The following is a 24544-nucleotide window of genomic DNA, read 5'->3' as shown; positions in this document are numbered from 1 at the left end:
GCCGGCGGTGACATTGTGCGAAAGTCTACCGTCTGGCCCGCCGCGCCGGGGCTGACCAGCCGCGACAGTCGCTCGACGGTCTCACGCACGCATCGGAGGACACCGTTCCCGAGGTGGTTGGCGCCTTCAGCTGTGATCAGCGCGCCGGCGTCGCCGCCGGTTGCGCCAGAGCATGATCCCGGAGCAGATGATCAGCGGAACAGCGGACGCAACGCTGATCGCTGCGGCAGTCGAGGCGTCATCGCGTATTGCGGAGACGATGGTGAGGATGAGCCAGAAGCAGGCGAAGCTCGCAATCGTCACCAGGGTCGATCGGCGAGAGGGAGGGGTGCTGTGTACGTCGGGCATCAGTGTCCAATTCCAGATCTGTTCCGTTTCACCGGCGCGGTCTCTGGTACCGGCGTCGAAGACTTCCACGGTATCGGAAAATCACTATTCAGTGTCCCAGCTCACAACGGGACTGCTTCTTCGGGAAGTTATCGATGTCGACGCGCTGAAACAGCCCTCTGGCTTCCTCCATGAGCCCGAGGGCTTGCATGAGGTTCGGGAGAGTTGCTCGAAAGCTGGGTCCCGGAGAACCCATCCAAAGTGGTACCATTAATAGGTACAACTCATCCATGGAAGCGAGCGGTTCATGTCCATCAGCGCCAGCGAAGCCCGTAAGACCCTGTTCCCTCTCATCGAACGCATCAATGATGACCGGGAGGCCGTCGAGATCGTCTCCCGGAAAGGCAACGCCGTCCTCATGCCGGCCGACGAGTATGCGGCATGGCAGGAGACCGCCTACCTGTTCCGCTCGCCGGCCAACGCCCGTCGGCTGCTCGACGCGTATGAGCGCGCCACCTCGGGCGACACCGAGGTGCACGAGCTCGACCGGTCCGACGAGATTGAGAGGTCCGCCTAAGTGCGCTTGGTCTGGGACCGGTCAGCATGGGAGGACTACAGGTACTGGCAGACTGCTGACCGGAAGATTCTCAAACGCATCAATACGCTCATCGATGCCTGCTTGCGCGAGCCTTTCGCCGGCATCGGCAAGCCGGAGCAACTCAAGTACGGTGCGCAGGGATCCTGGTCGCGTCGGATCACTGAGGAGCACAGGCTCGTCTATCTTGTCGACGGTGATGACCTCGTTATCCTGCAGGCTCGCTACCACTACTGATTTCCACCTCGGCAGCTCAGCGCTGCGGTTTCTGGCACTGCAGGCAGATGTGTGTGCCGCGGCCGCCGACGACGAGCCGAGTGATGAGAGTTCCGCAGCGCAGGCACGGCTGACCGGTACGGCCATAGACGCCGAGAGAGCGGTCGAAGTAACCGGACTCGCCGTTGACGTTGACGTAGAGGGCGTCGAAGCTCGTCCCACCCTGCGCGAGGGCTTCGAGCATCACCTCGCGGGCAGATTCCAGCACAGCCCGCACCCGGGAGATCCGCAGACGAGCGGCTTGGGCGAGCGGGTGGACCCGAGCGCGATAGAGAGCTTCGTCGGCGTAGATGTTGCCGATGCCGCTGAGCACGCTCTGGTCGAGCAGCACGGATTTGATCGCTGAGCGCTTCGTCTTGACCACCCGGGCGATCGCTTCGAGGTCGGTGCTTGCTTCCAGCGGATCTGGGGCGATGTGGGCCATCTGCGCAGGCACCGGCAGGTGGCTGTTCCACTGGGCGGGGACGGTGAGCTCGTCGATGCCGAGGTGGCCGAAGATCCGCTGGTCGACGAACCGAAGTGAGAACTCCCGGCCGCTGGGTGCGAAGCAAGCGAAATCGGCACGGGTGTGCCGGTGCAGCGGGTCACCGGGTTCATGGATGCGGAACTGGCCGCTCATCCCCAAATGGACGGACAGCGCACGCCGGTGATCGGCCAGCGGCACCCAGAGGAACTTGCCTCGGCGGGCGGGCACGTCGAAAGCCGCACCGGTGATGCCGGTGGCGAACGCCTCGGCTGCGGCCGGGGCGATGATGCGCTGGGAGGCTGTGCCGAGGATCCGCGGGTCGTACAGACGCACGGCGTCGACGCGGGCGCCGGGCAGCCATTCGGCCAGACCGCGGCGGACGGATTCGACTTCGGGAAGCTCGGGCACAGCGATCGGCTCAGTGCCGGCTGTAGTCCGGGTGGGCGGCGCGGATCGCGGTGACGGCCGCCTCGGCGGCGACGGCTTCTGCGGCCTTCTTCGAGGTGCCCTCGCCGGTGCCCCATGCCGTCCCGCCGAGCAGGGCGACGGCGGTGAAGACGCGTGCGTGGTCGGGGCCGCGGCCGGTGACCTCGTAGACGACGGCGCCGAGGCTGAGATCGGCGGCGGCTTCCTGCAGAGTCGTCTTGTAGTCCATGCCGGCGCCGAGGCGGACGGCGTCGATGAGCATGTCGTCGATGAGCCGGTGGACGAGCGCGAAGGCCTCTGCGCGGCCGCAGCTGATGAAGCAGGCGCCGATGAGGGATTCGACGGTATCGGCGAGGATCGAGTCCTTCGTCCGCCCGCCGGTCATCTCCTCGCCCTTGCCCAGCAGCACGAACTTGCCGATCTTCAGACGCCGGGCGATCTGTGCCAGCGCACGGGTGTTGACCACGGCGGCGCGCATCTTCGCCAGCCGGCCCTCGGGCAACTCGGGGTTGTCGAGGAACAGCGACTCGGTGGCAACGAGCTGCAGGACGGCGTCGCCGAGGAACTCGAGGCGCTCATTGGTGGGGATGCCGCCGTTCTCGAACGCGTAGCTGCGGTGCGTGAGGGCAAGACGAAGCGTCTCGGGGTCGATGTCGACCCCGAGACGCTCGTTGAGTGTGTTCAGATCAGGTGCTGATTCCACTGTCTGATGCGATTCCGGTGCAGAACCGAATCAGATGTCGGCGACCTTGCGTCCCTTGTATTCAAGGAACAGCGGGGTGCCGGCGGAGTCCTCAACCACCTTGGCCTGGTGCGGGCGCGAGTACACAACGCGACCGTTCTCCACAGTCTTGACCAGGGTCGGAACCTTGGCCTTCCACTGCGAACGACGGTGGCGGGTATTGCTGCGCGACATCTTTCGCTTGGGAACAGCCACGTCTAGCTCTCTTTCTCTTCTAACAGTCGTTTCAGTTCTGACCAGCGTGGGTCATCTTCCGGTGCCTCTTCGACAATGTCCTCGCCGACGGTGTACCGGAACTCGTCCGCATCCTCCCCATCCTTGAGAGGACGGAACGGCAAAGCCATGACGAGTGCGTCTCGGATCGCCGGTTCGAGGTCGATCCGATCGCGATCAACCGGATATGTCTCCTCGTCGCCTTCTTCGACCTCGTACGCGAAGAGTTCGGACAGCTCCACGTTCAGCGGAACCTCCAGGTCCTCCAGCGTGCGGGCGTCCTGTCCCTGGGCTGTGGCCGTGACGGTGCCGGAGACGAAGATCCCCTCCACCACGGAGTCGAGCTGCAGGTCCAGGTGAAGCGGCGAACCGGTTGGCACTCCGATCATCTCGATCCGCAGATCCGCCGGAGCCGGGACGTCACGTTCCAGCCGGGTCCATTCGCCGGGCCTGTCTGCCAGGCCGAGCGAGCGAAGGTCGACGATGAGGTCAGATCGACTGCTCATGTGTCTTCACCTCCGGTTTGGACGCTGTCCGTGATGTCGGCACGCAACGGATCACACGCAAGGAAACAGTCTAATGGCTTCGCCCAGTGATTGCCACTTGGGCGGCTGTGACCCACATGGCGGGGCCGCAGGCTCTCAGCGGTCGCGCTTGGCGTCCATCGCTGCGAGCACCGCCGCGGGCACGAGCTCGGAGACATCGCCGCCGAGGGCGTGGACTTCGCGGATGAGTGAGGAGGAGACGTGTTCGAAGCGCGGGTCGCCGGGCAGGAAGATCGTCTCCAGGTCCGTGAGGTGGCGGTTCATGAGCGCCATCGGCAGCTCATAGGCGAAGTCGGTGCCCGAGCGCAGCCCCTTGACGACGGCGGTGGCGCCGATCGTCCGGCAGTAGTCGACGAGCAGCCCGCCGGGCACATCGTCGATGCTGATGTTGGCGGCCTCTGCGGTGCGCGGCTCAGCGGCCAGCGCCGCTGCGATGAGCTCGATGCGCTGGGCGACCGGATAGTGACCGGTCTTCGACGGATTGTGCACGACCGCGATGACGACCTCGTCGAACAGTGCGGCCGCACGGGCGGCGATGTCGATGTGTCCGACGGTGACCGGGTCATAGGAGCCGGGGCAGACGACCTTCATGCGCATCCGTTCCATCCGGGGCAGGGGACGCTCTCAGACTAGCGCAGGACACCTCGGGCGCGGCCGGTTCCCGCGACCGATGCGCCGCGTATGCATGTAACGATGTCCTAACGCTCCCGCAGAAGCTGGGGGCTTCACGCTGCGCCTCGACTACGTTGTTCAGCAGTGATGCAGGTCATAAGGATCCTCATCCGCACGGCTTGCCCGCTGTCGAATGCTGAATACACGAAACGGAGAACACTATGCGCAACCGCCGAATCGCTCGTCCTCTGGCAGCCGTTGCCGCTGTCGCTTCCCTCGGCCTCGTCGCTGCCTGCGGAGGCGGCGGTTCGGAGGCCGGCAACACCCTGGAGAAGATCCAGGAGGAGAAGAAGATCACCGTGGGCTTCGCTGGTGAGGCCCCCTACAGCTTCGAAGCCGATGGCGAGCTCACCGGCGCGACCGTCGCTCTGCACCGGGAGATCTTCAAGGAGCTCGGCGTCGAGGAGGTCGACGGCGTGCTCACCGAATTCGGCGGCCTCATCCCAGGCCTCAACGCCAACCGCTTCGATGTCGTCTCCGCCGGCATGTCGATCCTGCCGGATCGCTGCGAGCAGGCCAACTTCTCCAGCCCGGAGTTCATGTACACGACCGCGCTCATGGTCGAAGAGGGCAATCCGCACAACCTTTCGACCCTCGACGACGTCGCCGCCAACCCGGATCTGACCCTGGCGACGATGACCGGTGCGATCGAATCCGACTACGCCGCCGACCTCGGCATCGAGGGCTCCACCGAGGTGGGCACTCCGCAGGACGGCATGGACATGGTGACCTCCGGCCGCGCCGATGTCTTCGCGCTCACCGGCATCTCGCTCAACTGGATGGCCGACAACAACCCCGACGCCGGTGTCGAGGTGACCGACTCCTTCGTGCAGGAGATCGACGGGGTGCCGCAGATCGGCGCAGGCGGCACGGTCTTCCGCACCGATGACGAAGACCTGCTCGAGGCCTACAACGAGAAGCTCGAGGAGATCGTCGGCGATGAGGAGCGCTACCTGGAGATCGTCGGCGAGTTCGGCTTCACCGCCGAGGAGCGCCCGGACGGCTCCATCACCACCGAGCAGCTGTGCTCGGGCGACCTGCCGAGCTGATCGCAGCCTGCTGCTGCACCGCCAGCGTCATCGGCCGGGCGGCCTGCACCTCGGGTGCGGGCCGCTCACCGGTGACGATGTGTTCCCAGCCGACCCCTCAGGATTCTCAGGCCCGCACATGACAGACACGCTCTCATGACAGACAATCTCTCCGCTCTCCTGAATCAGCTGCCCCAGCTGTGGGACGGGCTCAAGGTCACGCTCATGCTCACCGGCGGCGGTGCCGCCGGCGCGCTGCTCATCGCCGTGCTGCTCGGCCTGGCGATGGCCAGCCCGTACCGCTGGCTGGGCGTGCCCGCCCGCATCATCGTCGAGTTCTTCCGCGGCACCTCGCTGCTCGTGCAGCTCTTCTGGCTCTTCTATGTGCTGCCGCTGCTGGGGGTGAATCTCGATCCGCTCAGCTGCGGCATCTTCGCTCTCGCGCTCAACTACGGCGCCTATTCCGCCGAGGTGGTGCGCTCCTCGATCGCGCATGTCGACCGCGGCCAGTGGGAGGCGGCCACCGCACTGAGCATCTCGCCGGTGCGGATGATGCGGCGCATCATCTTCCCGCAGGCCTGGCTGCTCATGATCCCTTCGCTGGCGACGCTGCTCATCCAGCTGCTCAAGGGCACCGCCGTCGTCTCGTTCATCACGCTGCAGGACCTCACTGACCGCATCGATCAGCTGCGGCAGGCCACCGGCGACACCTTCTTCTCCTACTCCGTAGGCCTGCTCGGCTACTTCGTCCTCGCCTGGCTGCTGCAGGTGGGCATGGACTTCCTCGAACAGCGCGCCGCTGTCCGCCTCGGCCGCCGTGAGAAGTCCGGTGCGCTGCGCGGTGTGCTCTTCCGCCAGCACGGACCGAAGAAGGGGGTGGTGAGCTGATGTGGAGCTGGTCGCGGGCACTCGATGCGCTGCCGATGCTGCTCGAAGGCTTCGGCAAGACGCTCATCGCCACCCTCGGCGGCACCCTCATCGCCGTCGTCCTCGGCCTCATCATCGCAGTGCTGCTGCGGGCGCTGCCCCGGTGGATCAACTGGCTGCTCAAGCTCGCCGTCGCCTTCGTGCGCAATACGCCGCTGGTGGTGCAGCTGCTGTTCATCTACTTCCTGTTCGCCAAGAACCCGGTGCTCGCCGGCATTCCGTCGCTGACGCTGGGGCTCATCATCATCGGCGTGCACTATTCGACGTACATGTCCGAGAGCTACCGCGCCGGCATCGACGCGGTGCCCAAGGGCCAGTGGGAGGCGATCAGCGCCCTGTCCCTGCCGCCGGTCCGGGCGTTCCGCTCGATCGTGCTGCCGCAGGCGCTGCGCGCCACGGTGCCGTCGCTGGGCAACTATGCGGTGGCGATGTTCAAGGACACGCCGTTCCTGTTCGCGATCGGCGTCGTCGAGCTCGTCACCTCCGCCCAGCAGTACGGCGGCCGGCACTTCGCCTACACCGAGGCGTTCACCATCGCCGGCCTCATCTTCCTGGCCGCCAGCTACCCGACCTCACTGCTCATCCGACGATTGGAGAAATCCCTTGCCCGGTACTGACGAGACCCAGCCGGCCAGCGCCGCCACCGCCTCGGCGGCGGGAGCCCAGCCGGCCATCGAGTTCTCCGGTGTTGAGAAGCGCTTCGGCGACAACACGGTTCTCAAGGACCTCAACTTCACCGTCGCACCCGGCGAGCGGGTGACGCTCATCGGCCCCAGCGGTTCGGGCAAGACGACGATCCTGCGGCTCATCATGACCCTGGAGACGCTCACGGACGGCTATATCTACGTCCACGGCACTCCCCTGACCCATGAGAACCGCGGCGGCAAGCGCGTGGCGCTGCCGAAGAAGCAGGTGCGCAGCAACACCAAGCAGATCGGCATGGTGTTCCAGCACTTCAACCTGTTCCCCAATATGACGGTGGCCGAGAACATCATCGAAGCGCCGATGCATGTGCTCGGGATGTCGAAGTCGGATGCGCTCGACAAGGCGCGCGAGCTGCTGGAGAAGGTGGGGCTGGCCGATAAGGAGAACGAGCATCCCACCAAGCTCTCCGGCGGTCAGCAGCAGCGGGTGGCGATCGCCCGTGCGCTGGCGATGGATCCGGAGGTGCTGCTCCTCGACGAGGTGACCTCAGCGCTCGACCCGGAGCTCGTCGACGATGTGCTCAAGGTGCTGCGCGAGATCGCCGAGACCACCGACATCACGATGCTCATCGTCACCCACGAGATGCAGTTCGCCCGCGACGTCTCGCAGCGGGTGATGATGTTCTCCGGCGGTCAGATCATCGAAGACGGCCCGCCCGAGCAGATCTTCACACATCCGACGCATCAGCGCACCGCGAAGTTCCTCTCCGCTGTGCTCGATCACTGAGCCGGAACCGCGCTCGTCTCTGCGTCTTCCAGCTGCAGGAACCACAGCGCGGTCTCGCCGCTCTTCCGGTGCCGGAACACCTCCAGACCCGCCGGCAGGCTGGGCTCAGGCGAGCGGCTGGAGCGTTCGAGCACGATGAGGGCCTCCGCGTCGCGCAGCAGCGGCCGGCAGGCCTCGAGGATCTCGGCGACCTCGGTTTCGGGCATGGGATAGGGCGGGTCGGCGAAGATGAGGTCGATGCTGCCGGCCGGCAGGCGTGCCGCTCCCGAGGCGGCCGGCGCCTGGACGACGTCGACCTCCCGTGCTGCACGCAGCGCGCGGGCATTGGCGGTGATGACCCGGCACACCGCGGCGGCGCGTTCGATGAACGTCACGTGCGCCGCGCCGCGGGAGAGCGCTTCGAAGCCGAGGCCACCGGAACCGGCGCAGAGGTCGAGGACCTGCGCGCCGGTGAGGACGTCGAGGCTCTCAAGGGAGGAGAACAGCGATTCGCGCACCCGGTCGGAGGTGGGCCGGGTGTTCCCCCCTGCCGGCGTCTTGAGGCGGCGGCCTTTGAAGCGGCCGGCGATGATGCGCATGCTCAGCTGGCCGAACTGCTGAAGCTGCCGTCGGGACCGATGATCGTGTCGATGAAGTCGCGCAGGTGCGGATAGGCCTCGAACAGCGGATCGGCGTCGACGACCGCGGCCGCGGCCTTCCGGGCCTCTTCGATGACGCGTTTGTCCCGGGCGACCGACAGATGGGTCAGCGAGGTCCGGCCCCACTGGGTGCGGCCGAGCACATCGCCTTCGCGGCGCTTCTCCATGTCGTATTCGGCCAGGGCGAAGCCGTCGAGGGTCCCGGCGACGGTCTGCAGCCGCTCCATCGCCTCGGTCTCGGTGGGCTGGTGGGTGAGCAGGAAGCAGGTGGCGGGCTTCCCATCGCGGCCGATCCGGCCGCGCAGCTGGTGCAGCTGGGCGATGCCGAAGCTCTCCGCATCGAAGATCACCATGATGCGGGCGCGCGGCACGTCGATGCCGACCTCGATGACGGTCGTGGCGATGAGGACGTCGAGCTCACCGGCGGCGAAGGCGCTCATGACGGCGTCTTTGTCCTCCATGCTCATCCGGCCGTGCAGGGTCGCCATGGACAGGTGGGCGACGGCGGGGTGTCCCTGAAGGCGGCGCAGCAGCTCGTCGACGCCGATCGGTGCGGTGACCGGGTCGCCCTGGCTGGGGTCGTAGTCGATCTTCGAGGCCACCACGAAGGTCTGCTGTCCCTGCGCGGCGGCCTCGGCGACGATCGTGAGGACGCGGCCGAGCCAGCTGGGGTGCTCGCCGAGGGAGAAGGCGTGGGTGGTGATGTCCTTAGGACCGTGGGGCAGCTCGTCGAGCACCGAGGTCTCCAGATCGCCGAACACCGTCAGCGCCATGGTGCGTGGGATGGGGGTCGCGGTCATGACGAGGGCGTGCGGGGCGAAGTCGGCGGATTTGCGGCGCAGCGCCTCCCGCTGGGCGACGCCGAAGCGGTGCTGCTCGTCGATGACGACGAGGCCGAGGGCGTTGAAGATCGTCGTATCGGACACCAGCGCGTGGGTGCCGACGATGATGTCGATCTGCCCGGACACCAGCCCCAGCAGCAGCTCTTTGCGCTCCTTTGCTGTGAGCGAGCCGGTCAGCAGCGCCACGCGGACGCGGGTGTGTTCGTTCGGCAGCCGGCTGTGGGAGAACAGCGAGGGATCCTCAGCCTGCGGGCCCAGCATCGTCAGCAGGGAGCGGTAGTGCTGGGCGGCCAGCACCTCGGTGGGGGCGAGCATCGCCGCCTGGGCGCCGGAGTCGACGGCCTGGAGCATCGCCCGCAGTGCCACCAGCGTCTTGCCGGAGCCCACATCGCCGTGCAGCAGCCGGTTCATCGGATGGGCCCGGGTGAGATCGGCGGCGATCTCATCGCCGGCGCGCTGCTGGGCGCCGGTGAGCGGGAAAGCGAGGTGCTCATCGAAGCAGGCGAGCGCGCCGTCCGGCCGGCCGGGGAGTTCGCGGGCCAGCTCCCGGTTCCACAGGCTCTTCTCCGCCAGCAGGTGAGCCTGCAGGGCGAAGGCCTCCTCGAACTTCCAGCGCTGCCGGGCGGCTGCGACCTGCTCCATGGTGTCGGGCCGATGCATGTGCCCATAGGCGCTGCGCAGATCCGGCAGCTGCCGATCGCTGAGCACCTGGATGGGCAGCGGGTCGGCGAAGGCCTCCTCAGGGGCGGTGTCGAGGATCGTGCGGATGGCCGCGGCGAGCCGGTGAGTGGCGATGCGGTTGGTGGCCCGGTAGATGGGGATCGGATGGCTGCGGGTCTCGAAGCTCAGCTCATCGCCGGCGATCTGATTGAGCCACACCGGGTTCTTGATCTGGAAGTGCGCATCCGTGCCGTAGCGGGGGTTCTGGCGGGCGACTTTGCCGCTGATGGCGATCTCCGTGCCCGGCAGCATCTTGTCGGCGATCCAGTGCTGGTTGAAGAACGGCACATCGACGATGAAGGAGCCGTCGGTGACGCGGGCGGTGGTGATGCTGCCGCGGCGCCGCCGCATCTGCCGGGTGGTGACCGATTCGACACGGGCCATGAAGGCGACATCGGCGCCCTCCTCCATCACCATGGCGAGATTGCTCAGGGTGCCGGCCTGCAGATAGCGGCGCGGGAAGTATCGCAGCGCTTCGTCGACAGTGGTGATCCCGACGGTGCGCAGGTCAGCGGACAGGCGCTCGTCATCGAGCAGGGTGCTGACGTCGATCGGTTCGCGGGTCATCTTCTCGGCTCTCCGCGATCTATTCGACGCCGAGCACCGCGCAGCCCTCGGGGTGCTCGGAGCGGACGATGTCGACGGTGACGAGGGGGTGGCGGGTCTCGGCGTGGCGCAGCAACGCATCGACGGCACTGGCCGGCAGCTGTGCGCCGGTGACGACCGTCATGACCTCACCGCCGGCGCCGAGGAGCCGGTCGGCGCAGGCGATGACGGCGGCGGCGGGGTTCTGCTCAACGCTGCGGATCCGCCCGTCGATGATCGTAAGCAGGTCGTTGCGGTCGTAGATGAGCGGGCCGGCTGAGCTGCGCTCGGCGCGCACGACTCCTCCGACCCGGGTGGCGGCGGCTGATTCGGCCATGTCCTCGAACGCCTCCGCGGCTGGGGCTGCGCTGTCGTAGACGGCCAGTGCCGAGAGCACTGCGGCAGCTGAGCGGGAGCGCACGATCGAGACCGGCTGTCGTGACTCGCCGCCGGTGCTGTCTGCGGCGGCCTCTCTGCCGTGGCCGTAGCGGCGACGCAGCTCGCCGAGCAGCTGCGCGGAGTCGGGGACGACGATGACGGGGGCGTCGGCTTCGGCGATGAGCTCGTCGATCTGCTCGGCGACTGCTGCCCCGTCGGCGTTGACGGCGTGGGCGTCCTGCAGCGCGCAGGCGAAGAGCATCCCGACCCCGGAGCAGACGGCGATGACGGTGGTGGCCAGGGTGCGGCCGCCGGTGACGGAGAGGTCTTCGACGCGCAGCCGGTCGATCCCGAGGTCGGCACACGACCGCAGGGTCTCCAGGGTGGCGTCCTCGCTGGGCACGTGCACGTGGATCATCGGCCAGGACACGACGATCGAGTCACCACCGGCGGCGGTGAGGGTCTTCTTCACCTGCCGGGTGCGGTCGCGGCGCTCGGCGACGTAGAAGACGAGTTCGAAGCCCTGTTCGCCGGTGTGCAGCAGCGCCCCGGCACTCGGTTCGCGGCACTCCTCAGCAGCCGCGTCGGCTCCTGCACCGGTGTCAGTGCCCGAGGCGGTGGAGCCGCCGGTCGTGGCGGTCAGGTGGGCTGCGTGCAGGGCGGGGTGGTCGGCGGGGTCCTCACCGGTGACGGTGAGGTAGAGCAGGTCGAAGAGCTCGACGATGCCAGACGAACCGGCGTCGACGACGTTGGCTTCGCTCAGCGCAGGCAGCTGTCCGGTGGTCTCCAGCAGCGCCTGCTGGGAGGTTTCGCGCACGGCGGCGATGAGCGTGATGAGGTCAGCGCCGGCATCGGCCTGGCTGCGGGCTTCGGCGGCCATCGCCTCGAGCACGGTGAGCATGGTGCCGTCGACCGGGGCGGCGACGGCGGTACGGGCGCGGGCGGCGGCGAGTTCGAGTGCGCCGGCGAAGGTCGGGGCGTCGAGGTCGGTGACTCCGTCGAGGGCGTCGGCGACTCCGCGCAAGGCGACAGACAGGATGAGCCCGGAGTTGCCGCGGGCTCCGCGCAGCGCGCCGGTGGCCATCGCGCCGATGACGTCGCTGAGGGTCACGGCCCCGCGCAGGTTCTCAACGGCGCGGTAGGCCGAGCGGACGGTGTGGTAGAGGTTCGAGCCGGTGTCGCCGTCGGCGACGGGGAAGACGTTGATGGCGTTGATGTCGTTGCGTTCGCGGCGCATCCGTTCGACGGTGCGTCGGGCCCAGCGGGCGGCCAGCCGCCCGTTGATATTGCGCGCATCGCGCTCGTTCATGCTCCCCTCCCCCGCTCGTCGTCGCCTGCGCAGTGCGGATCAGCCGAAGTGCCGGAACGACCCTGCCTGCACCGGCTGCCCGGCGATCGTGACGCCGCCGCTCTCAGTGGCTTCGCGGCAGGTGCCGATGCGCATCCAGCCTACCGGAACGTCGGCCTCATCGACGGTGGCGAGGAACCCGTGGTCCTCTCCCCCGTGCAGCGCCCAGTCCCGCGGGTCGGCATCGTTCCCGAGGTGGTCGGCGGCGGCCTGCAGCGGTGCGGCGAGTGCGTCGAGGGCATCCGGGTCGAGGTCGGCGGTGACGTGCGAGGCGGCGGCGATGCGGCCGAGGTCGCCGGCGAGTCCGTCGGAGACGTCGATCATCGCGTGCGCGCTGCCGGCAATCCGGGCGGCTGCGGCGTAGTCCGGCCGGGGGCTGCGCTGGACTTCGATGAGCTCGCGCAGGGCCGGTTCCGACGTTTCGGCAAGTTCGGGTTCGGCCAGCAGCAGGTCGAGTCCTGCTGCGGCCCGGCCGACAGTGCCGGCGAGCACGATCGCATCGCCGGGCTGTGCGCCGCTGCGCAGCACCGGCGGGCGGGCGGCGAGCGTGCCGAGGGCGGTGACGGAGATGATGACGACCGGCCCGCCGGACAGGTCGCCGCCGAGGACCTGTGCTCCCCCGCGTGCGGTCTCCTCAGCGAAACCGCTCATGAACTCCCGGACGAAGGACAGCCGAGTGTCCTTCGGCGCGCCGAGAGTCAGCAGCATCCCGTGCGGGGAGGCACCCATCGCGTGGACATCGGCGAGGTTCTGGGCGGCGGCCTTGATACCGAGCCGATGCGGGTCCGTCCAGGCCGGCAGGAAGTCCTCGCCTTCGACGAGCATGTCGGTCGTCGAGACGAGATCCCCGCGCACCGTCGAGACCGCAGCGTCGTCTCCGGGCCCGACCCGCACCTCGGGACCGGGAGCCGGGAGCACGTCCATAAGGGCTGCGAGCACGCCGTCCTCGCCGACGTCGCCGAGCGTGGCACCAGGTGAGACCGGCGGTGTGCCGGGAGCAGGTGATGTCATGGGGTCAGTATGCCAAGCGGAACGGACACCGACTAACCTGGAGGGCATGAACCGCCTCCCCATCATCGCTGCCGGCTGCGCCGTCCTGGGCCTGGGTCTCAGCGGCTGCGGTGCCGCTCTGTCCGTCGAGCCGGCTGCCGATGCCCACAACCCCGAGTGCGCTGCTGTCATGCTGCGGATGCCCGGTGAGGTCGACGGCAACAACGGGCGCAAGACGACATCGCAGGGCACCAAGGCGTGGGGCGATCCCTCGGTGGCGGTGCTGCGCTGCGGCGTCGAGCCGCCGGTTCCTTCGACGGACCGCTGCGTCAACGTCAACGGCGTCGACTGGGTCTCGACCGAGGAGAAGGGCAAGAACTGGCGGTTCGTCACCTACGGCCGTGAACCGGCTGTCGAGGTGCTTGTCGCCACGGACAAGATCGCCGGTGCCACTGTGCTCGCCGAGGTGTCCCCGCCGGTGTCGACGATCAAGCAGACCCGGCAGTGCGTCGGCGCTGAGGATCTCGATGAGAAGGGTCAGCCCATCGAGACACCGGGTGCCGAGGAGAAGCCGGCCGGTGAGAAGCCTGCCGGTGAGGAGACGTCCCAGCCGTGAGCAGAACCTCCAACTGACAGGTTCCAACCGAAAGCGGACCTCATGCAATAAGCGGCGCGTACGCAGTTTCCAACTGCGTACGCGCCGCTTATTGACTGTCCTGCTTTTACCGGCGACGCCGGCTAAGGCTCCGGAAGAGCGAAACACCCCAGACAGCTCCGACTCCCAGAACAGCTATCGCTAGCCACGGAAAGAGCTGATCCGCCGGCGAACCGTAGATATTGTTGTCGCGCTCCATTCCAGAAATGGCGCCACTGGCCACTAAGGCGAGTAGCAACAGAACAAAGAACACCCCTAGAACAACATTCAGGACGTTAGATTTCCTCATCTCTCTACTCCTCACTTGGGATTACATGCCGCCGCAAGCGTCCGCGGCAAACCAACCGTTGGGCGCCAGGACTCAATATTCCACGTCGACTTCAAACGAGCAACCTTTGACATTGGGTGGCACACGTACTGCTCTTTCAGACCCTGCGTCGGTCGATTAACGCCCTTGCGCTTCGCCTCATTCCAACCAGCTGTGGCGTGCACTGCCGATGGCGCAAACCGCCCCACCTTGGTCGGGCTGATCATGTACCGCGGCTTGCGCTTTTCAGTTCCTCGCTTGACGCTCTTGATCAGCGAAATTCCGGCCGCGGCATTGACCCGCTCCGAACCCACTGGGCGATCGGTATCGACCTTCAGCTCATTTCCATCGATCGCCCACGCGACCACGTTACCAGCGACCTCCGGAGCCGAAACAACCAGGCGGAATTCGCCCGAACTATCTACGGCGTAAACTCCACCCTCTAGACCGTGTTCCCACTTCAGCTCGTCCGGGGTCTCGATAGACGGCCCGCGGAAGCTAAAATCAACGCTGCCGTCTGCTGATTCTTTGGACGTCAGATTTCCGCCGGAAATCTCAACACCGGAAATGACCGCACCCGTGTCAGGCGACTGTGCCTGGGCGGATGCCATAGCTGGCGTGGCCAGAAGCGAGAACGCCAAGCTAAGTGCGATCACCGGGGGGGCAAATACTCGTCTCATTGTGCACCTCTACTCATAGACGGATGATGGTTGCAAGCGTAACCACTCCGATACTCTTGTGCAAGAGTTGCGAAGGTGCAGTTCCGCTCGCAAGTCGTCAGTGCTGACGCATTCGACGCATTCACCGGGCTGCTTCTGCGCAACTGCTCCTGGGACAAGAATCTAGGGCTCTTAGCCGCCAACATTCAGCGAATCCGCAGTACTGCGAGGCACAGGACTTGTTGCCAACTCCATCCCTGCTCCCCTAACGACAGCGTTAGCTTCATTGGTCGATCGGGCGGTGAGTCCGCCACTCGTGATCATGAACCCCGGGCGTGGTCGCTCATCGCGATGCTGATGAGCTCGGAGATGAGCTCGCCGTACTCCAGGCCGGTCGCCGCCCACATCTGCGGGTAGGCAGAGCTCGGGGTGAAGCCGGGCAGCGTGTTGAGCTCGTTGATGAGCACATCGCCGTCGGCGGTGACGAAGGTGTCGACGCGGGCCAGGCCGGTGCATTCGAAAGCCTTGAAGGTGCGGGCGGCGAGATCCTGGATCTTCGCGGTCGTCTCAGCATCGACATCAGCCGGGCAGATGAGCTTGACCGAATCGAGGTCGAGGTACTTAGCCTCGAAGTCGTAGAACTCGTGGTCCCCGCCGAAGACGATCTCCGAGGGCACCGAGGTCCGCGCCCGGCGGTCGTAGACGGAGCCGAGGACGGAGCATTCGATCTCACGTCCGTCGACGAGCGGTTCGACGATGACCTTGTTGTCGTGTTCGAACGCCTCCTTGAGAGCCGCATCGAGTTCGGAGGCGTCGTTGATCTTCGAGACGCCGATCGACGATCCAGCACGACAAGGCTTGACGAAGGCGGGGAAGCCGAGCTGCTCGACCCGCTCGGCCATGACCTCCGGGGCGTGTTCGTACTTCACCTCGGTGATGAGAACGAACGGGCAGGCCGGGATCCCGGAGTTGGCCATGACGGCCTTCATGAAGTGCTTGTCCATGCTCACGGCCGAGGCGAGCACGCCGGCGCCGACGAACGGAGTGTTCGACAACTCGAAGATCCCCTGGATGGTGCCGTCCTCACCGTAGCGGCCGTGCAGCACCGGGAAGTACACATCGACGACGTCGAGTTCGCTCAGCGTGCCGTCGGCGGCCCGGTGCAGCAGCGGTTCGCGATGCTCGGAGATCGAGGGGATGACCGAGGTGCCGTCGTCGGTGACCTCCGGCATCGAGTCGGGGTCGAAGGAGAACTTCTCCCAGTCCTCCACGATCCGCCAGGTGCCCTGCCGGGTGATGCCGATCGGGATGACCCGGTAGGCGTCCCGGTCGATCGCGGCAAGCACATTGGCCGCCGAGACGCACGAGACGGCGTGCTCGGAGGAGCGGCCGCCGAACAGGACGGCGACGACAGGACGGGAGCCACCGGCGGTGGAGGACGAGGAGACTGGTGTCATGGGATCAGCTGTTCCTGGCAGTATTGGTCATTTGACTTCGAAGGTGGTCTCGATCCAGCCGCGGCCGATCGACTTGAAGAACATGTTGAAGCCGACGAAGGCCGGGCTGGCCGAGGCGTCGAGTTCGAGCGGTTCGGACAGGGCGTGGACGATGAAGAAGTAGCGGTGCGGTCCATGGCCCTCCGGCGGGGCGGCACCGACGAAGCGAGGCTCACCGGCGTCGTTGCGCATCATGACGGCGCCGTCGGGCAGCAGCCCGGCATCCGGGTCACCGGCGTTGGCCGGCAGCTCGGTGACATCGGCCGGCAGGTCGGTGAGCACCCAGTGCCAGAATCCGGAGCCGGTCGGGGCATCGGGGTCGACGCAAGTGACGGCGAAGGCCTTCGTCTCGGCTGGGAAGCCGGACCAGGACAGCTGCGGAGAGATGTCCCCGCCGCCGTCGATGCCCATCGCGCCGGAGCGCTGGGCGGCGTCGAGTTCGGCTCCTTCGGTGATGTCGGTGCTGGTGACCTCGAAGCGCGGGACCTCGTTGAGCTTGGCGAAGGGTGAGTTCTGGTGTTCGATCATGTTTCCTCCTGAGCCGGTGACGGGTGGCGGCTGAGGGCTCTCAGCTGCCGGCCGGGCTCTGGCCCGGGGTCTGGTCGTACTTCATCGGGCTTTCGGTCTTACGCTTTCGAGACAACAGCAAACCTCCCAGTTCGTCAACATGCAGCCGGCCGGTGAGCACGGCGGTCACCCCCTGGGTGATCGGCAGTTCGACGCCGTGGGAGCGGCCGAGTTCGAGCACCGCGGCAGCGCTCTTGACGCCTTCGGCGGTCTGGGCGGTGCGGGCGGTGGCCTCCTCCAGGCTCAGGCCCTCGCCGAGCAGCCGGCCGAAGGACCGGTTGCGCGACAGGGGTGAGGCGCAGGTAGCGACCAGGTCGCCGAGGCCTGCGAGACCGGCCAGGGAGTGGGCGTCTGCGCCCATCGCCAGTGCCAGCCGGGTGGTCTCAGCCAGGCCGCGGGTGATGATCGAGGCCTTCGAGTTGTCTCCCATCCCCTGCCCGTCGGTGATGCCTACGGCCAGGGCGATGACGTTTTTGATCGCCCCGCCGAGTTCGACGCCGACGACGTCATCGTTGGTGTAGGGGCGGAAGTAGGCGTTGGCGGTGAGTTCGGCGATGCGGTCGGCCACAGCCTCATCGGCACAGGCGATGACGGTGGCAGTCGGCTGGCCGACGGCGATCTCACGGGCCAGGTTGGGCCCGGAGACGATGGCGATGCGCTCCGGGCCGGCACCGGTGACCTCGGCTATGACCTCGCTCATCCGCTTGCCGGTGGAGACTTCGATGCCCTTCATGAGGCTGACGAGCACGGCGTCCTCACGCAGCAGCGGCGCCCACGCGGTGAGGTTCTCGCGCAGGGACTGCGCAGGCACCGCCAGCACCACCACCTCAGCGGCGGCGAGCACGTCGGCGACGTCGTCGCTGGCGCGGATCGTGTCAGGCAGCTCGATGCCAGGCAGGTAGCGGCTGTTGGAGTGGGAGGTGTTGATCTCGTCTGCCGCTTCCGTGCGGCGGGCCCACAGCAGCACCTCGTGACCGGCATCGGCAATCACCTTGGCGAATGTCGTCCCCCAGGACCCGGCTCCGAGTACGGCGATCGTCATGCGATGTCTCCTTCTGTTCGCCCGGCGACCGGCCGGTAGTCGGCGCGGAAGCGCTCGGGCATCGCTTCACCTCGCAGCACTGCGAGTTCGGCTGCGATGTGGCTGGTGACGCGGCCTGTCAGGGTGCGGATGTTGGCGGTGGTCAGCCCATCGAGGTCGCTGTAGTCGATCGCCGGGCCGAAGGCGACGCGCAGCGTATTGCGCGGACGCAGCTTGGGGATCTTCGCTCCGACCGGCATCGACCTGTCCAAGCCCCAGTGGACGACCGGGATGAGCGGGGCTCCTGTCGATAGGGCCAGGCGCGCGGCACCTGACTTCGAGGCCTGCGGCCACAGGTCGGGATCCTTCGTCAGGGTTCCCTGCGGGTAGATGACGATCGACTGCCCGCCTTCGAGTGCGGCCCTGGCGTAGACGAGGCTGCCGCCGGCATGTACGGAGTTGCGCACCACCGGGATCTGGCCGATCGCTTTGAGGCCGATGCCGAGCACGCCGGTGAACAGCGAGGACTTGGCCAGGTAGTGCGGCAACCGCCCGCGGTACCACAGCGTCAGTCCGATGAGGAGGGGGTCGAGGTAGCTGGCGTGATAGGCGACGAAGATCGCCGGCTGCCCGGTGGGCGGGATGTGCTCCTCCCCGATCACCTCATAACGGCCGAACAGCCGGAAGAGCACGCCGGCGACCGGGGCGACGAAGCCGGCAGTGAACTTCTGCTTCTTCAGGCTCTTGGCATCGAAGTCGACGTGGTACTTCGGCGGGGTGCCGGTGACGTCGACGCTGCCGTCGTGGGTGGCATGCAGGGCCTCGGCCGGCACGTCGTCAGGGTGGGCGCGGCTGTCGTTGTGTGTCATGCCATCTGGACTTTCGCGCCGAGGGCCGCGAGCTTGTCGAGGAAGTCCTCGTAGCCGCGGTTGATGATCCCGATGCCCGAGACCCGCGAGGTGCCCTCAGCGGCGAGCGCGGCGATGAGGTGGGAGAACCCGCCGCGCAGGTCCGGGACCTCGATGTCGGCGCCGTGCAGCTTGGTCGGTCCGGAGATGACGGCGGAGTGCTTGAAGTTCTTGCGCCCGAACCGGCACGGGGTGCCGCCGAGGCATTCGCGGTAGAGCTGGATCGTCCCGCCCATCCGGTTGATCGCCTCGGTGAAGCCGAAGCGGTTCTCATACACGGTCTCGTGGATGATCGACAGACCGGTCGCCTGCGTGAGGGCGACGACGAGCGGCTGCTGCCAGTCGGTCATGAAGCCCGGGTGGACATCGGTCTCCAGCGGCAGCGAGGACAGGCCGCCGCCGGGGTGGGCGAAGCGGATGCCGGTCTCGGTGACGTCAAAGGTGCCGCCGATCTGCCGGAAGACGTTGAGGAAGGTGATCATGTCCGGCTGGTGAGCGCCCTCGACGAACACCTCGCCGCCGGTGGCCAGCGCCGCCGATGCCCAGGAGGCCGCTTCGATGCGGTCCGGCAGCGCACGGTGAGTGTAGCCGGAGAGCTCTTCGACGCCGACGATCCGGAAGCAGCGGTCGGTGTCGACGGAGATGATCGCACCCATCTTCTGCAGGATCGCGACGAGATCCATGATCTCCGGTTCGATCGCAGCGTTCTTCAGCTCGGTCACGCCTTCGGCGGTGACAGCGGTGAGCAGCACCTGCTCGGTCGCCCCGACCGAGGGGTAGGGCAGCTCGACCTGGGTGCCCTGGAGGCGCTGCTTGGCCTCCAGCTGGATGCCGCCGGGGGTCTTGTCGACGGTCGCGCCGAACTGGCGCAGCACCGAGAGGTGGAAGTCGATGGGCCGGTCGCCGATCCGGCAGCCGCCCAGGTCCGGGATGAAGGCGCGGCCGAGGCGGTGCAGCAGCGGGCCGCAGAACAGGATCGGGATGCGTGAGGAGCCGGCGTGGGCGTCGATGTCGACGATCGAACCCTGTTCGACATTGGCCGGGTCCATGATGAGCTCACCGTCGGGGAAGTCGCCGTCCGGGCGCGTCTCGACGCTGACCCCGTGGACCTCGAGCAGTCCGGTGACGACTTCGACATCGCGGATGCGCGGCACTCCCCGCAGCACCGATGGGGTGGATCCCAGCAGTGAGGCGACCATCGCCTTCGACACGAGGTTCTTCGCCCCTCGAACGCGCACGGTTCCGCACAGCGGAGTGCCTCCGTCGACCTCGAGCATTGTCCTCCTTCGCCGTGTCCCGGCATCGCGCATGCCAGTCGTCTGACGCTTCTGCCGGCGCCGAGGCGGTGTCTCGGCCGCAGGGCATGCGTGACCAGCCTAGCGAATCTCGTGCTGATCGGCCTGTCACCACACTGTCGGGGCGCCAGAGGAGTGTGGCTGCTCAGACCTTTGCGGGCAGCGTCTGCGGCTTGAAGCTCGGGCGGGACGCCTCATAGGCCTCGATGTCCTCGGCATGGCCGAGGGTCAGGCTGATGTCGTCGAGGCCTTCGCGGATCCGCCACCGGGTGTAGTCGTCGATCTCGAAGGGCACGGTGAGGGAATCGCAGGTCACGGTGCGGCTTTCGAGGTCGACGGTGACCGGGGTGCCCGGCTGGTTGTCGAGGATCTTCCAGATCAGCTCGATATCGGACTGCTCCAGCTTGGCGGCCACCAGGCCCTCCTTGCCGGCGTTGCCGCGGAAGATATCGCCGAAGCGGCTGGAGAGCACCGCCTTGAAGCCGTAGTCCTTGAGCGCCCACACGGCGTGCTCGCGCGAGGAGCCGGTGCCGAAGTCCGGGCCGGCGACGAGGACCGAGCCGCCTGCGTAGGCCTCCTGGCTGAGGACGAAGTCGGGATCCTTGCGCCAGCGGGCGAAGAGCGCATCGTCGAAGCCGGTGCGGGTGATCCGCTTGAGGTAGACGGCCGGGATGATCTGGTCGGTGTCGACGTTCGAGCGGCGCAGCGGCACGCCGGTTCCGGTGTGCGTGGTGAACTTCTCCATGGTTCCTCCCTCAGGCGCTGACGGCAGCGCGGTCGTCGGCGGTCAGATCGGCAGGCGAGGACAGGGTGCCGCGCACAGCGGTGGCGGCGGCGACGAGCGGGCTGACGAGGTGGGTGCGCCCGCCCTTGCCCTGCCGTCCTTCGAAGTTGCGGTTCGAAGTCGAGGCGCAGCGCTCCCCTTCGGCCAGCTGGTCGGGGTTCATGCCCAGGCACATCGAGCAGCCGGCGAAGCGCCATTCGGCTCCGAACTCAGTGAACACCGCATCGAGCCCCTCGGCTTCGGCCTGCAGGCGGACCTTCGCTGAACCGGGGACGACCATGAACTTCACGTTCGGATGCTTCGTGCGCCCGCGGATCACCTCGGCGGCAGCGCGCAGGTCCTCGATCCGGCCGTTGGTGCAGGAGCCGAGGAAGACCGTGTCGATGCTGATATCGCGCAGCGCCATCCCCGGAGGCAGGTCCATATAGGCCAGGGCGCTTTCAGCGGCCGCGCGGTCGTTCTCGTCGACGATCTCAGCCGGGTCCGGCACCCGGGCACTGAGCGGCAGGCCCTGACCGGGATTGGTGCCCCACGTGACATAGGGCTCGATGTCAGCAGCCTGGAGGACCACCTCGGCGTCGAAGACGGCATCGTCGTCGGTCGGCAGGGTCTTCCAGTACTCCACGGCAGCATCCCAGTCGGCGCCCTCGGGTGCGTGCGGGCGGCCCTGGATGTAGTCGAAGGTCGTCTCGTCCGGGGCGATCATGCCGGCGCGGGCACCGGCTTCGATCGACATATTGCAGATCGTCATCCGGGCTTCCATCGACAGCTTCCGGATCGCCTCGCCGCGGTACTCGAGCACATAGCCCTGGCCGCCACCGGTGCCGATCTTGACGATGACGGCGAGGATGATGTCCTTGGCGGTCGAGCCTTCGGGCAGCTCACCGTCGATGGTGATCGACATCGTCTTGAACGGCTTGAGGCTCAGCGTCTGGGTCGCCAGGACGTGTTCGACCTCCGAGGTGCCGATGCCGAAGGCCAGTGCGCCGAAGGCACCGTGGGTGGAAGTGTGGGAGTCGCCGCAGACCACCGTCATACCCGGCTGGGTGAGTCCCAGCTGCGGTCCGACGACATGGACGATGCCCTGATCGGCATCGCCGAGCGAGTGCAGCCGGATGCCGAACTCCTCGGCGTTGGCGCGCAGGGTTTCGATCTGCTTGCGCGATGTCGGGTCGGCGATCGGCTTGAAGATCTCCAGCGTGGGGGTGTTGTGGTCTTCGGTGGCGATGGTGAGATCGGGTCGGCGCACCGTGCGTCCGGCCAGCCGAAGCCCTTCGAATGCCTGTGGGCTCGTCACCTCATGCACGAGGTGGAGGTCGATATAGAGCAGGTCGGGAGCGCCGTCCTCGCCGCGTGTGACGACATGATCGGCCCAGACTTTCTCGGCCAGTGTCTTGCCCACAGGGTCCTCCTATATGCGGTTCGTGCTCAACACAGGTCACAGATGGAGCGGATTGGCCACCGACACTAATCGCGCATTCTGCATGGTGAACTTGCATCTCGATTTATGAGATTGCAGAATGTGGGCTATGAGCACACAATCTGGCAGCGGCGTCGGCGTCATCGACAAGGCCTCCCTCGTTCTCTCAGCTCTCGAAGCCGGTCCGGCTTCCCTGGCCGAACTCGTGACGCTCACTGGTTTGGCCCGCCCGACCGCACATCGTTTGGCCGTGGCACTCGAATACCACCGGTTCGTCGGCCGTGATCTGCAGGGCCGGTTCGTGCTGGGCCCGCGCCTGGCCGAACTGTCCTCGGCTGCCGGCGAAGACCGGCTGCTGGCTGCTGCTGGCCCGGTGCTCAACCAGCTGTGCGACCGCACCGGTGAAAGCTCGCAGCTCTTCCGCCGGCAGGGCGATCTGCGCCTGTGCGTGGCTGCGGCTGAGCGTCCGGTCGGCCTGCGCGATTCCGTTCCCGTCGGTGCGACCCTGAGCATGCGCGCCGGGTCTGCCGCCCAGGTCCTGCTGGCATGGGAGGAGCCTGACCGCCTGCACTCCGGCCTGCGCGGAGCCCGCTTCACTGCCACGATGCTCTCCGGCGTGCGCCGACGCGGCTGGGCACAGTCGATCGCCGAACGCGAACGCGGCGTCGCCTCGGTCTCCGCACCTGTGCGCGGCCCCAGCAATCGCGTCGTCGCTGCCGTGTCGATCTCCGGGCCAGTCGAACGGCTCACGCGGCAGCCCGGACGCCTGCATGCGCAGTCCATCCTCGAAGCCGCCAAGGCCCTGACCGAAGCGCTCAATCGCACCTGAACCGCTCCTCTTCACATCGCGGCATCGGACATCATGTCCGGTGCCGCGATCGCGTGTGCCGAAAAGCTCTGCTGAGCCCGTTCCATTCCGTGCGGAAGTCGTTAGGCTGACAGGAACCGCGGAAGCGGTTTCACATATCCCTATATCGAGTATTCGAGGAGAGAAGATGCCGATGACGTCACCTGAACCTCCCGCCCAGCCACCACCGCCGCCTGCCGCACCTCCCACGGCAGGCAGCGGCAGCAACACAGTTCCGCCCCCACCGCCGCATGCGCCTACCGGCCCGGCCCAGACGACAGGCAGCCGGGCAGCCTCCTACGCAGCGCAGGCCGGTGCCGCAGTCACCGGCGCGGCTGCCCGCGGCGGGGCGTGGCTGGAGCGCACGGCCACGAACATGCAGCCCCAGACCCACAACTCTGCCCAGCCCGCCTCCGCTCCCGGCCCCACGGTCGTCGCCTTCGCCGATTCCCAGACAGCGGTGCTGGCCAACCCTGTCAGGCGCTGGATCGCCCGCATCATCGACCTCGCCTTCGTCAACGCGCTGACGGCCGTCATCTACTTCACCTTCGCGCTCATCGGCGCCGCGATCGGCCGGGCCAACAGCAGCGAGGCTGTCGAAGGCATGCTCATGGCCCAGGCCGGCCGGCTCGGCGGATACCTGCTGGCGTTCCTCCTCGTCCTCACCCTGGTCTGGACCTACGAGCTCATCATGGTCGCGATCTGGGGTGCGACAGTGGGCAAGTTGCTCATGCGCATCCGCGTCGTCCGGGCAGACGAGGGCACCCGGCCGGGATTCGGCCGCAGCTTCCTGCGCTGGCTCATCCCCGGGCTCTGCGCCTACGTCCCGTTCGTCGGCGGGTTCGGCACACTGCTGTGCTACCTATCGCTGTTCATCGACACGAAGCTCCGCCAGGGCTTCCACGACAAGGCGGCGTCGACTGTCGTCATCAGCACAGCCGACCGCTGAGCCGCTCCTGGCGGATGCCTGATGCCGCGCCACCGGTGCCGAGACCCCGATATCCGCCGCGCTCTCTAGACTGTGAGCAGTATCAACCCCTGAAAGGAACAGCATGACCCAGCATCCCCACCAGCCCCAGCGGACAGCCGGCCGGCGGCACCCACTACGGCACCCAGTCCGCTAGCGGCTGGGGCAGCGCACCGGCGGCAGCGCAGCCTGGTTCCGGACGTGACACCACTGGGTTCCTCGGTGCGCTGCTCGATCTGAAGTTCGATCACTTCGTCAGCGTGCGGTGGGCCGGGATCATCTACGTGCTACACATCATCGCCTGTGTCGGCACATGGCTGTTCCTCATCGGCTGGAGCGTGTTCTTCGGGATCATTCTGGGCGCCCTGACTTGGCTCAAATTAGTCAGGTTTGATCGTGGCGTAGGACGCTGACTGCACACCGACTTCAGCAAGAGTTTCGATTGATTCGAACTTCGAGCCAGGATGAA

At 67.0% G+C, this 24544-nt stretch carries 27 protein-coding genes; 9 read left to right on the top strand and 18 right to left on the bottom strand.

The genetic code is table 11. The features are described 5' to 3' along the window. Positions 1-126 precede the first annotated feature (126 nt). Positions 127-417 (bottom strand): hypothetical protein, encoded by a 291-nt coding sequence (locus ACFFN1_RS11885; RefSeq protein ID WP_376840992.1) that lies wholly within the window; start codon positions 415-417, stop codon positions 127-129. Between the two features lie 217 nt (positions 418-634). Between ACFFN1_RS11885 and ACFFN1_RS11880 the strand changes: the two genes are divergently transcribed. Together ACFFN1_RS11880 and ACFFN1_RS11875 are read left to right on the top strand one after the other, a co-directional pair. After that, on the top strand, positions 635-904 hold the full coding sequence (locus ACFFN1_RS11880) for a type II toxin-antitoxin system Phd/YefM family antitoxin (protein ID WP_376840991.1): 270 nt from the start codon (positions 635-637) through the stop codon (positions 902-904). Then, positions 905-1159 (top strand): Txe/YoeB family addiction module toxin, encoded by a 255-nt coding sequence (locus ACFFN1_RS11875; protein ID WP_376840990.1) that lies wholly within the window; start codon positions 905-907, stop codon positions 1157-1159. 16 nt (positions 1160-1175) lie between these two features. Here ACFFN1_RS11875 and mutM read toward each other — a convergent pair whose 3' ends face one another. From mutM to coaD, 5 genes are all read right to left on the bottom strand, one after another. Beyond that, a complete protein-coding gene (gene mutM, locus ACFFN1_RS11870) occupies positions 1176-2072 on the bottom strand; it encodes a bifunctional DNA-formamidopyrimidine glycosylase/DNA-(apurinic or apyrimidinic site) lyase (RefSeq protein WP_376840989.1) in 897 nt (298 codons plus the stop codon). Positions 2073-2082: 10 nt separating this feature from the next. Then, positions 2083-2793 (bottom strand): ribonuclease III, encoded by a 711-nt coding sequence (gene rnc, locus ACFFN1_RS11865; protein WP_376840988.1) that lies wholly within the window; start codon positions 2791-2793, stop codon positions 2083-2085. A 30-nt stretch (positions 2794-2823) separates the two neighbouring features. Next, positions 2824-3027, bottom strand: coding sequence for a 50S ribosomal protein L32 (gene rpmF / locus ACFFN1_RS11860; RefSeq protein ID WP_102162557.1), 204 nt, complete (start codon positions 3025-3027; stop codon positions 2824-2826). A 2-nt stretch (positions 3028-3029) separates the two neighbouring features. Continuing rightward, on the bottom strand, positions 3030-3551 hold the full coding sequence (locus ACFFN1_RS11855; protein WP_191725121.1) for a YceD family protein: 522 nt from the start codon (positions 3549-3551) through the stop codon (positions 3030-3032). A 135-nt stretch (positions 3552-3686) separates the two neighbouring features. Further along, entirely contained in the window at positions 3687-4181 is a 495-nt protein-coding gene (gene coaD, locus ACFFN1_RS11850) for a pantetheine-phosphate adenylyltransferase (protein ID WP_376841055.1), read from the bottom strand. Between the two features lie 242 nt (positions 4182-4423). On the opposite strand from coaD, the gene ehuB reads away from it, so the two are divergent. The 4 genes from ehuB (at position 4424) to ACFFN1_RS11830 (ending at position 7648) form a co-directional block, all read left to right on the top strand. Continuing rightward, on the top strand, positions 4424-5311 hold the full coding sequence (gene ehuB, locus ACFFN1_RS11845) for an ectoine/hydroxyectoine ABC transporter substrate-binding protein EhuB (protein WP_376840987.1): 888 nt from the start codon (positions 4424-4426) through the stop codon (positions 5309-5311). A gap of 135 nt (positions 5312-5446) precedes the next feature. Next, complete coding sequence (gene ehuC / locus ACFFN1_RS11840) at positions 5447-6178, top strand: ectoine/hydroxyectoine ABC transporter permease subunit EhuC (RefSeq protein ID WP_376840986.1); 732 nt, start codon at positions 5447-5449, stop codon at positions 6176-6178. Then, positions 6178-6834: an ectoine/hydroxyectoine ABC transporter permease subunit EhuD gene (ehuD, locus tag ACFFN1_RS11835; protein WP_376840985.1), complete on the top strand. Its 657-nt coding sequence runs from the start codon at positions 6178-6180 to the stop codon at positions 6832-6834. Before ehuC ends, ehuD begins: the two co-directional genes overlap by 1 nt. Further along, positions 6821-7648, top strand: a complete 828-nt coding sequence (locus ACFFN1_RS11830) for an amino acid ABC transporter ATP-binding protein (RefSeq protein ID WP_376840984.1) — start codon at positions 6821-6823, stop codon at positions 7646-7648. The genes ehuD and ACFFN1_RS11830 overlap by 14 nt, the downstream gene beginning before the upstream one ends. On the opposite strand, the gene rsmD is transcribed toward ACFFN1_RS11830, so the two are convergent. Genes rsmD through thiL form a run of 4 tightly spaced genes read right to left on the bottom strand, consistent with a single transcriptional unit; the run spans position 7642 to position 13170 of the window. Continuing rightward, a complete protein-coding gene (rsmD, locus tag ACFFN1_RS11825; protein WP_376840983.1) occupies positions 7642-8226 on the bottom strand; it encodes a 16S rRNA (guanine(966)-N(2))-methyltransferase RsmD in 585 nt (194 codons plus the stop codon). The two genes, ACFFN1_RS11830 and rsmD, sit on opposite strands and share 7 nt — an antisense overlap. Positions 8227-8228: 2 nt before the next feature. Further along, a complete protein-coding gene (locus ACFFN1_RS11820; protein ID WP_376840982.1) occupies positions 8229-10415 on the bottom strand; it encodes an ATP-dependent DNA helicase RecG in 2187 nt (728 codons plus the stop codon). A 19-nt stretch (positions 10416-10434) separates the two neighbouring features. After that, on the bottom strand, positions 10435-12120 hold the full coding sequence (locus ACFFN1_RS11815; protein WP_376840981.1) for a DAK2 domain-containing protein: 1686 nt from the start codon (positions 12118-12120) through the stop codon (positions 10435-10437). Between the two features lie 39 nt (positions 12121-12159). After that, positions 12160-13170 carry a thiamine-phosphate kinase gene (gene thiL / locus ACFFN1_RS11810; protein ID WP_376840980.1) on the bottom strand — a complete coding sequence of 337 codons (1011 nt, stop codon included), beginning with the start codon at positions 13168-13170 and terminating at the stop codon, positions 12160-12162. A gap of 46 nt (positions 13171-13216) precedes the next feature. Here thiL and ACFFN1_RS11805 point away from each other — a divergent pair, with 46 nt between their 5' ends. Continuing rightward, positions 13217-13765 carry a DUF3515 domain-containing protein gene (locus ACFFN1_RS11805; protein ID WP_376840979.1) on the top strand — a complete coding sequence of 183 codons (549 nt, stop codon included), beginning with the start codon at positions 13217-13219 and terminating at the stop codon, positions 13763-13765. Positions 13766-14104: 339 nt separating this feature from the next. Here the strand turns inward: ACFFN1_RS11805 and ACFFN1_RS11800 are convergent, their stop codons facing one another. From ACFFN1_RS11800 to leuC, 8 genes are all read right to left on the bottom strand, one after another. Continuing rightward, on the bottom strand, positions 14105-14722 hold the full coding sequence (locus ACFFN1_RS11800) for a DUF2599 domain-containing protein (protein ID WP_376840978.1): 618 nt from the start codon (positions 14720-14722) through the stop codon (positions 14105-14107). A 368-nt stretch (positions 14723-15090) separates the two neighbouring features. Beyond that, positions 15091-16227, bottom strand: coding sequence for a D-alanine--D-alanine ligase family protein (locus ACFFN1_RS11795; RefSeq protein WP_376840977.1), 1137 nt, complete (start codon positions 16225-16227; stop codon positions 15091-15093). A gap of 27 nt (positions 16228-16254) precedes the next feature. Then, the gene (locus ACFFN1_RS11790) at positions 16255-16794 is read right to left on the bottom strand and encodes a YbhB/YbcL family Raf kinase inhibitor-like protein (RefSeq protein ID WP_376840976.1); all 540 of its coding nucleotides are present in this window, start codon (positions 16792-16794) and stop codon (positions 16255-16257) included. A gap of 40 nt (positions 16795-16834) precedes the next feature. Next, positions 16835-17875: an NAD(P)H-dependent glycerol-3-phosphate dehydrogenase gene (locus tag ACFFN1_RS11785; RefSeq protein ID WP_376840975.1), complete on the bottom strand. Its 1041-nt coding sequence runs from the start codon at positions 17873-17875 to the stop codon at positions 16835-16837. Continuing rightward, positions 17872-18723: a lysophospholipid acyltransferase family protein gene (locus ACFFN1_RS11780; protein ID WP_376840974.1), complete on the bottom strand. Its 852-nt coding sequence runs from the start codon at positions 18721-18723 to the stop codon at positions 17872-17874. The genes ACFFN1_RS11785 and ACFFN1_RS11780 overlap by 4 nt, the downstream gene beginning before the upstream one ends. Then, complete coding sequence (gene murA, locus ACFFN1_RS11775; RefSeq protein ID WP_376840973.1) at positions 18720-20039, bottom strand: UDP-N-acetylglucosamine 1-carboxyvinyltransferase; 1320 nt, start codon at positions 20037-20039, stop codon at positions 18720-18722. The genes ACFFN1_RS11780 and murA overlap by 4 nt, the downstream gene beginning before the upstream one ends. A gap of 163 nt (positions 20040-20202) precedes the next feature. After that, positions 20203-20802: a 3-isopropylmalate dehydratase small subunit gene (gene leuD / locus ACFFN1_RS11770; protein WP_376840972.1), complete on the bottom strand. Its 600-nt coding sequence runs from the start codon at positions 20800-20802 to the stop codon at positions 20203-20205. A gap of 10 nt (positions 20803-20812) precedes the next feature. After that, a complete protein-coding gene (gene leuC, locus ACFFN1_RS11765; RefSeq protein ID WP_376840971.1) occupies positions 20813-22243 on the bottom strand; it encodes a 3-isopropylmalate dehydratase large subunit in 1431 nt (476 codons plus the stop codon). Positions 22244-22370: 127 nt separating this feature from the next. Here leuC and ACFFN1_RS11760 point away from each other — a divergent pair, with 127 nt between their 5' ends. Continuing rightward, positions 22371-23090, top strand: a complete 720-nt coding sequence (locus ACFFN1_RS11760; protein WP_376840970.1) for an IclR family transcriptional regulator — start codon at positions 22371-22373, stop codon at positions 23088-23090. A 172-nt stretch (positions 23091-23262) separates the two neighbouring features. Beyond that, positions 23263-24057 (top strand): RDD family protein, encoded by a 795-nt coding sequence (locus tag ACFFN1_RS11755; protein WP_376840969.1) that lies wholly within the window; start codon positions 23263-23265, stop codon positions 24055-24057. Positions 24058-24544: the final 487 nt, after the last annotated feature.

The organism is Brevibacterium otitidis (genome assembly GCF_042429315.1).
GTDB classification, from domain to species: Bacteria; Actinomycetota; Actinomycetes; order Actinomycetales; family Brevibacteriaceae; genus Brevibacterium; species Brevibacterium otitidis.
Note: the sequence above shows the minus strand (reverse complement) of the source record. Positions and strands in the feature narration are given on the sequence as shown.

Excerpts from the sequence above, each read along its gene's own strand:
- ACFFN1_RS11880 (WP_376840991.1), top strand. The coding sequence starts at position 635 with ATGTCCATCAGCGCCAGCGAAGCCCGTAAGACCCTGTTCCCTCTCATC.
- ACFFN1_RS11855 (WP_191725121.1), bottom strand. The coding sequence starts at position 3,551 with ATGAGCAGTCGATCTGACCTCATCGTCGACCTTCGCTCGCTCGGCCTG.
- coaD (WP_376841055.1), bottom strand. The coding sequence starts at position 4,181 with ATGAAGGTCGTCTGCCCCGGCTCCTATGACCCGGTCACCGTCGGACAC.
- ehuB (WP_376840987.1), top strand. The coding sequence starts at position 4,424 with ATGCGCAACCGCCGAATCGCTCGTCCTCTGGCAGCCGTTGCCGCTGTC.
- ehuC (WP_376840986.1), top strand. The coding sequence starts at position 5,447 with ATGACAGACAATCTCTCCGCTCTCCTGAATCAGCTGCCCCAGCTGTGG.
- ehuD (WP_376840985.1), top strand. The coding sequence starts at position 6,178 with ATGTGGAGCTGGTCGCGGGCACTCGATGCGCTGCCGATGCTGCTCGAA.
- rsmD (WP_376840983.1), bottom strand. The coding sequence starts at position 8,226 with ATGCGCATCATCGCCGGCCGCTTCAAAGGCCGCCGCCTCAAGACGCCG.
- ACFFN1_RS11820 (WP_376840982.1), bottom strand. The coding sequence starts at position 10,415 with ATGACCCGCGAACCGATCGACGTCAGCACCCTGCTCGATGACGAGCGC.
- ACFFN1_RS11815 (WP_376840981.1), bottom strand. The coding sequence starts at position 12,120 with ATGAACGAGCGCGATGCGCGCAATATCAACGGGCGGCTGGCCGCCCGC.
- thiL (WP_376840980.1), bottom strand. The coding sequence starts at position 13,170 with ATGACATCACCTGCTCCCGGCACACCGCCGGTCTCACCTGGTGCCACG.
- ACFFN1_RS11805 (WP_376840979.1), top strand. The coding sequence starts at position 13,217 with ATGAACCGCCTCCCCATCATCGCTGCCGGCTGCGCCGTCCTGGGCCTG.
- ACFFN1_RS11800 (WP_376840978.1), bottom strand. The coding sequence starts at position 14,722 with ATGGCATCCGCCCAGGCACAGTCGCCTGACACGGGTGCGGTCATTTCC.
- ACFFN1_RS11795 (WP_376840977.1), bottom strand. The coding sequence starts at position 16,227 with ATGACACCAGTCTCCTCGTCCTCCACCGCCGGTGGCTCCCGTCCTGTC.
- ACFFN1_RS11790 (WP_376840976.1), bottom strand. The coding sequence starts at position 16,794 with ATGATCGAACACCAGAACTCACCCTTCGCCAAGCTCAACGAGGTCCCG.
- ACFFN1_RS11785 (WP_376840975.1), bottom strand. The coding sequence starts at position 17,875 with ATGACGATCGCCGTACTCGGAGCCGGGTCCTGGGGGACGACATTCGCC.
- ACFFN1_RS11780 (WP_376840974.1), bottom strand. The coding sequence starts at position 18,723 with ATGACACACAACGACAGCCGCGCCCACCCTGACGACGTGCCGGCCGAG.
- murA (WP_376840973.1), bottom strand. The coding sequence starts at position 20,039 with ATGCTCGAGGTCGACGGAGGCACTCCGCTGTGCGGAACCGTGCGCGTT.
- leuD (WP_376840972.1), bottom strand. The coding sequence starts at position 20,802 with ATGGAGAAGTTCACCACGCACACCGGAACCGGCGTGCCGCTGCGCCGC.
- ACFFN1_RS11760 (WP_376840970.1), top strand. The coding sequence starts at position 22,371 with ATGAGCACACAATCTGGCAGCGGCGTCGGCGTCATCGACAAGGCCTCC.
- ACFFN1_RS11755 (WP_376840969.1), top strand. The coding sequence starts at position 23,263 with ATGACGTCACCTGAACCTCCCGCCCAGCCACCACCGCCGCCTGCCGCA.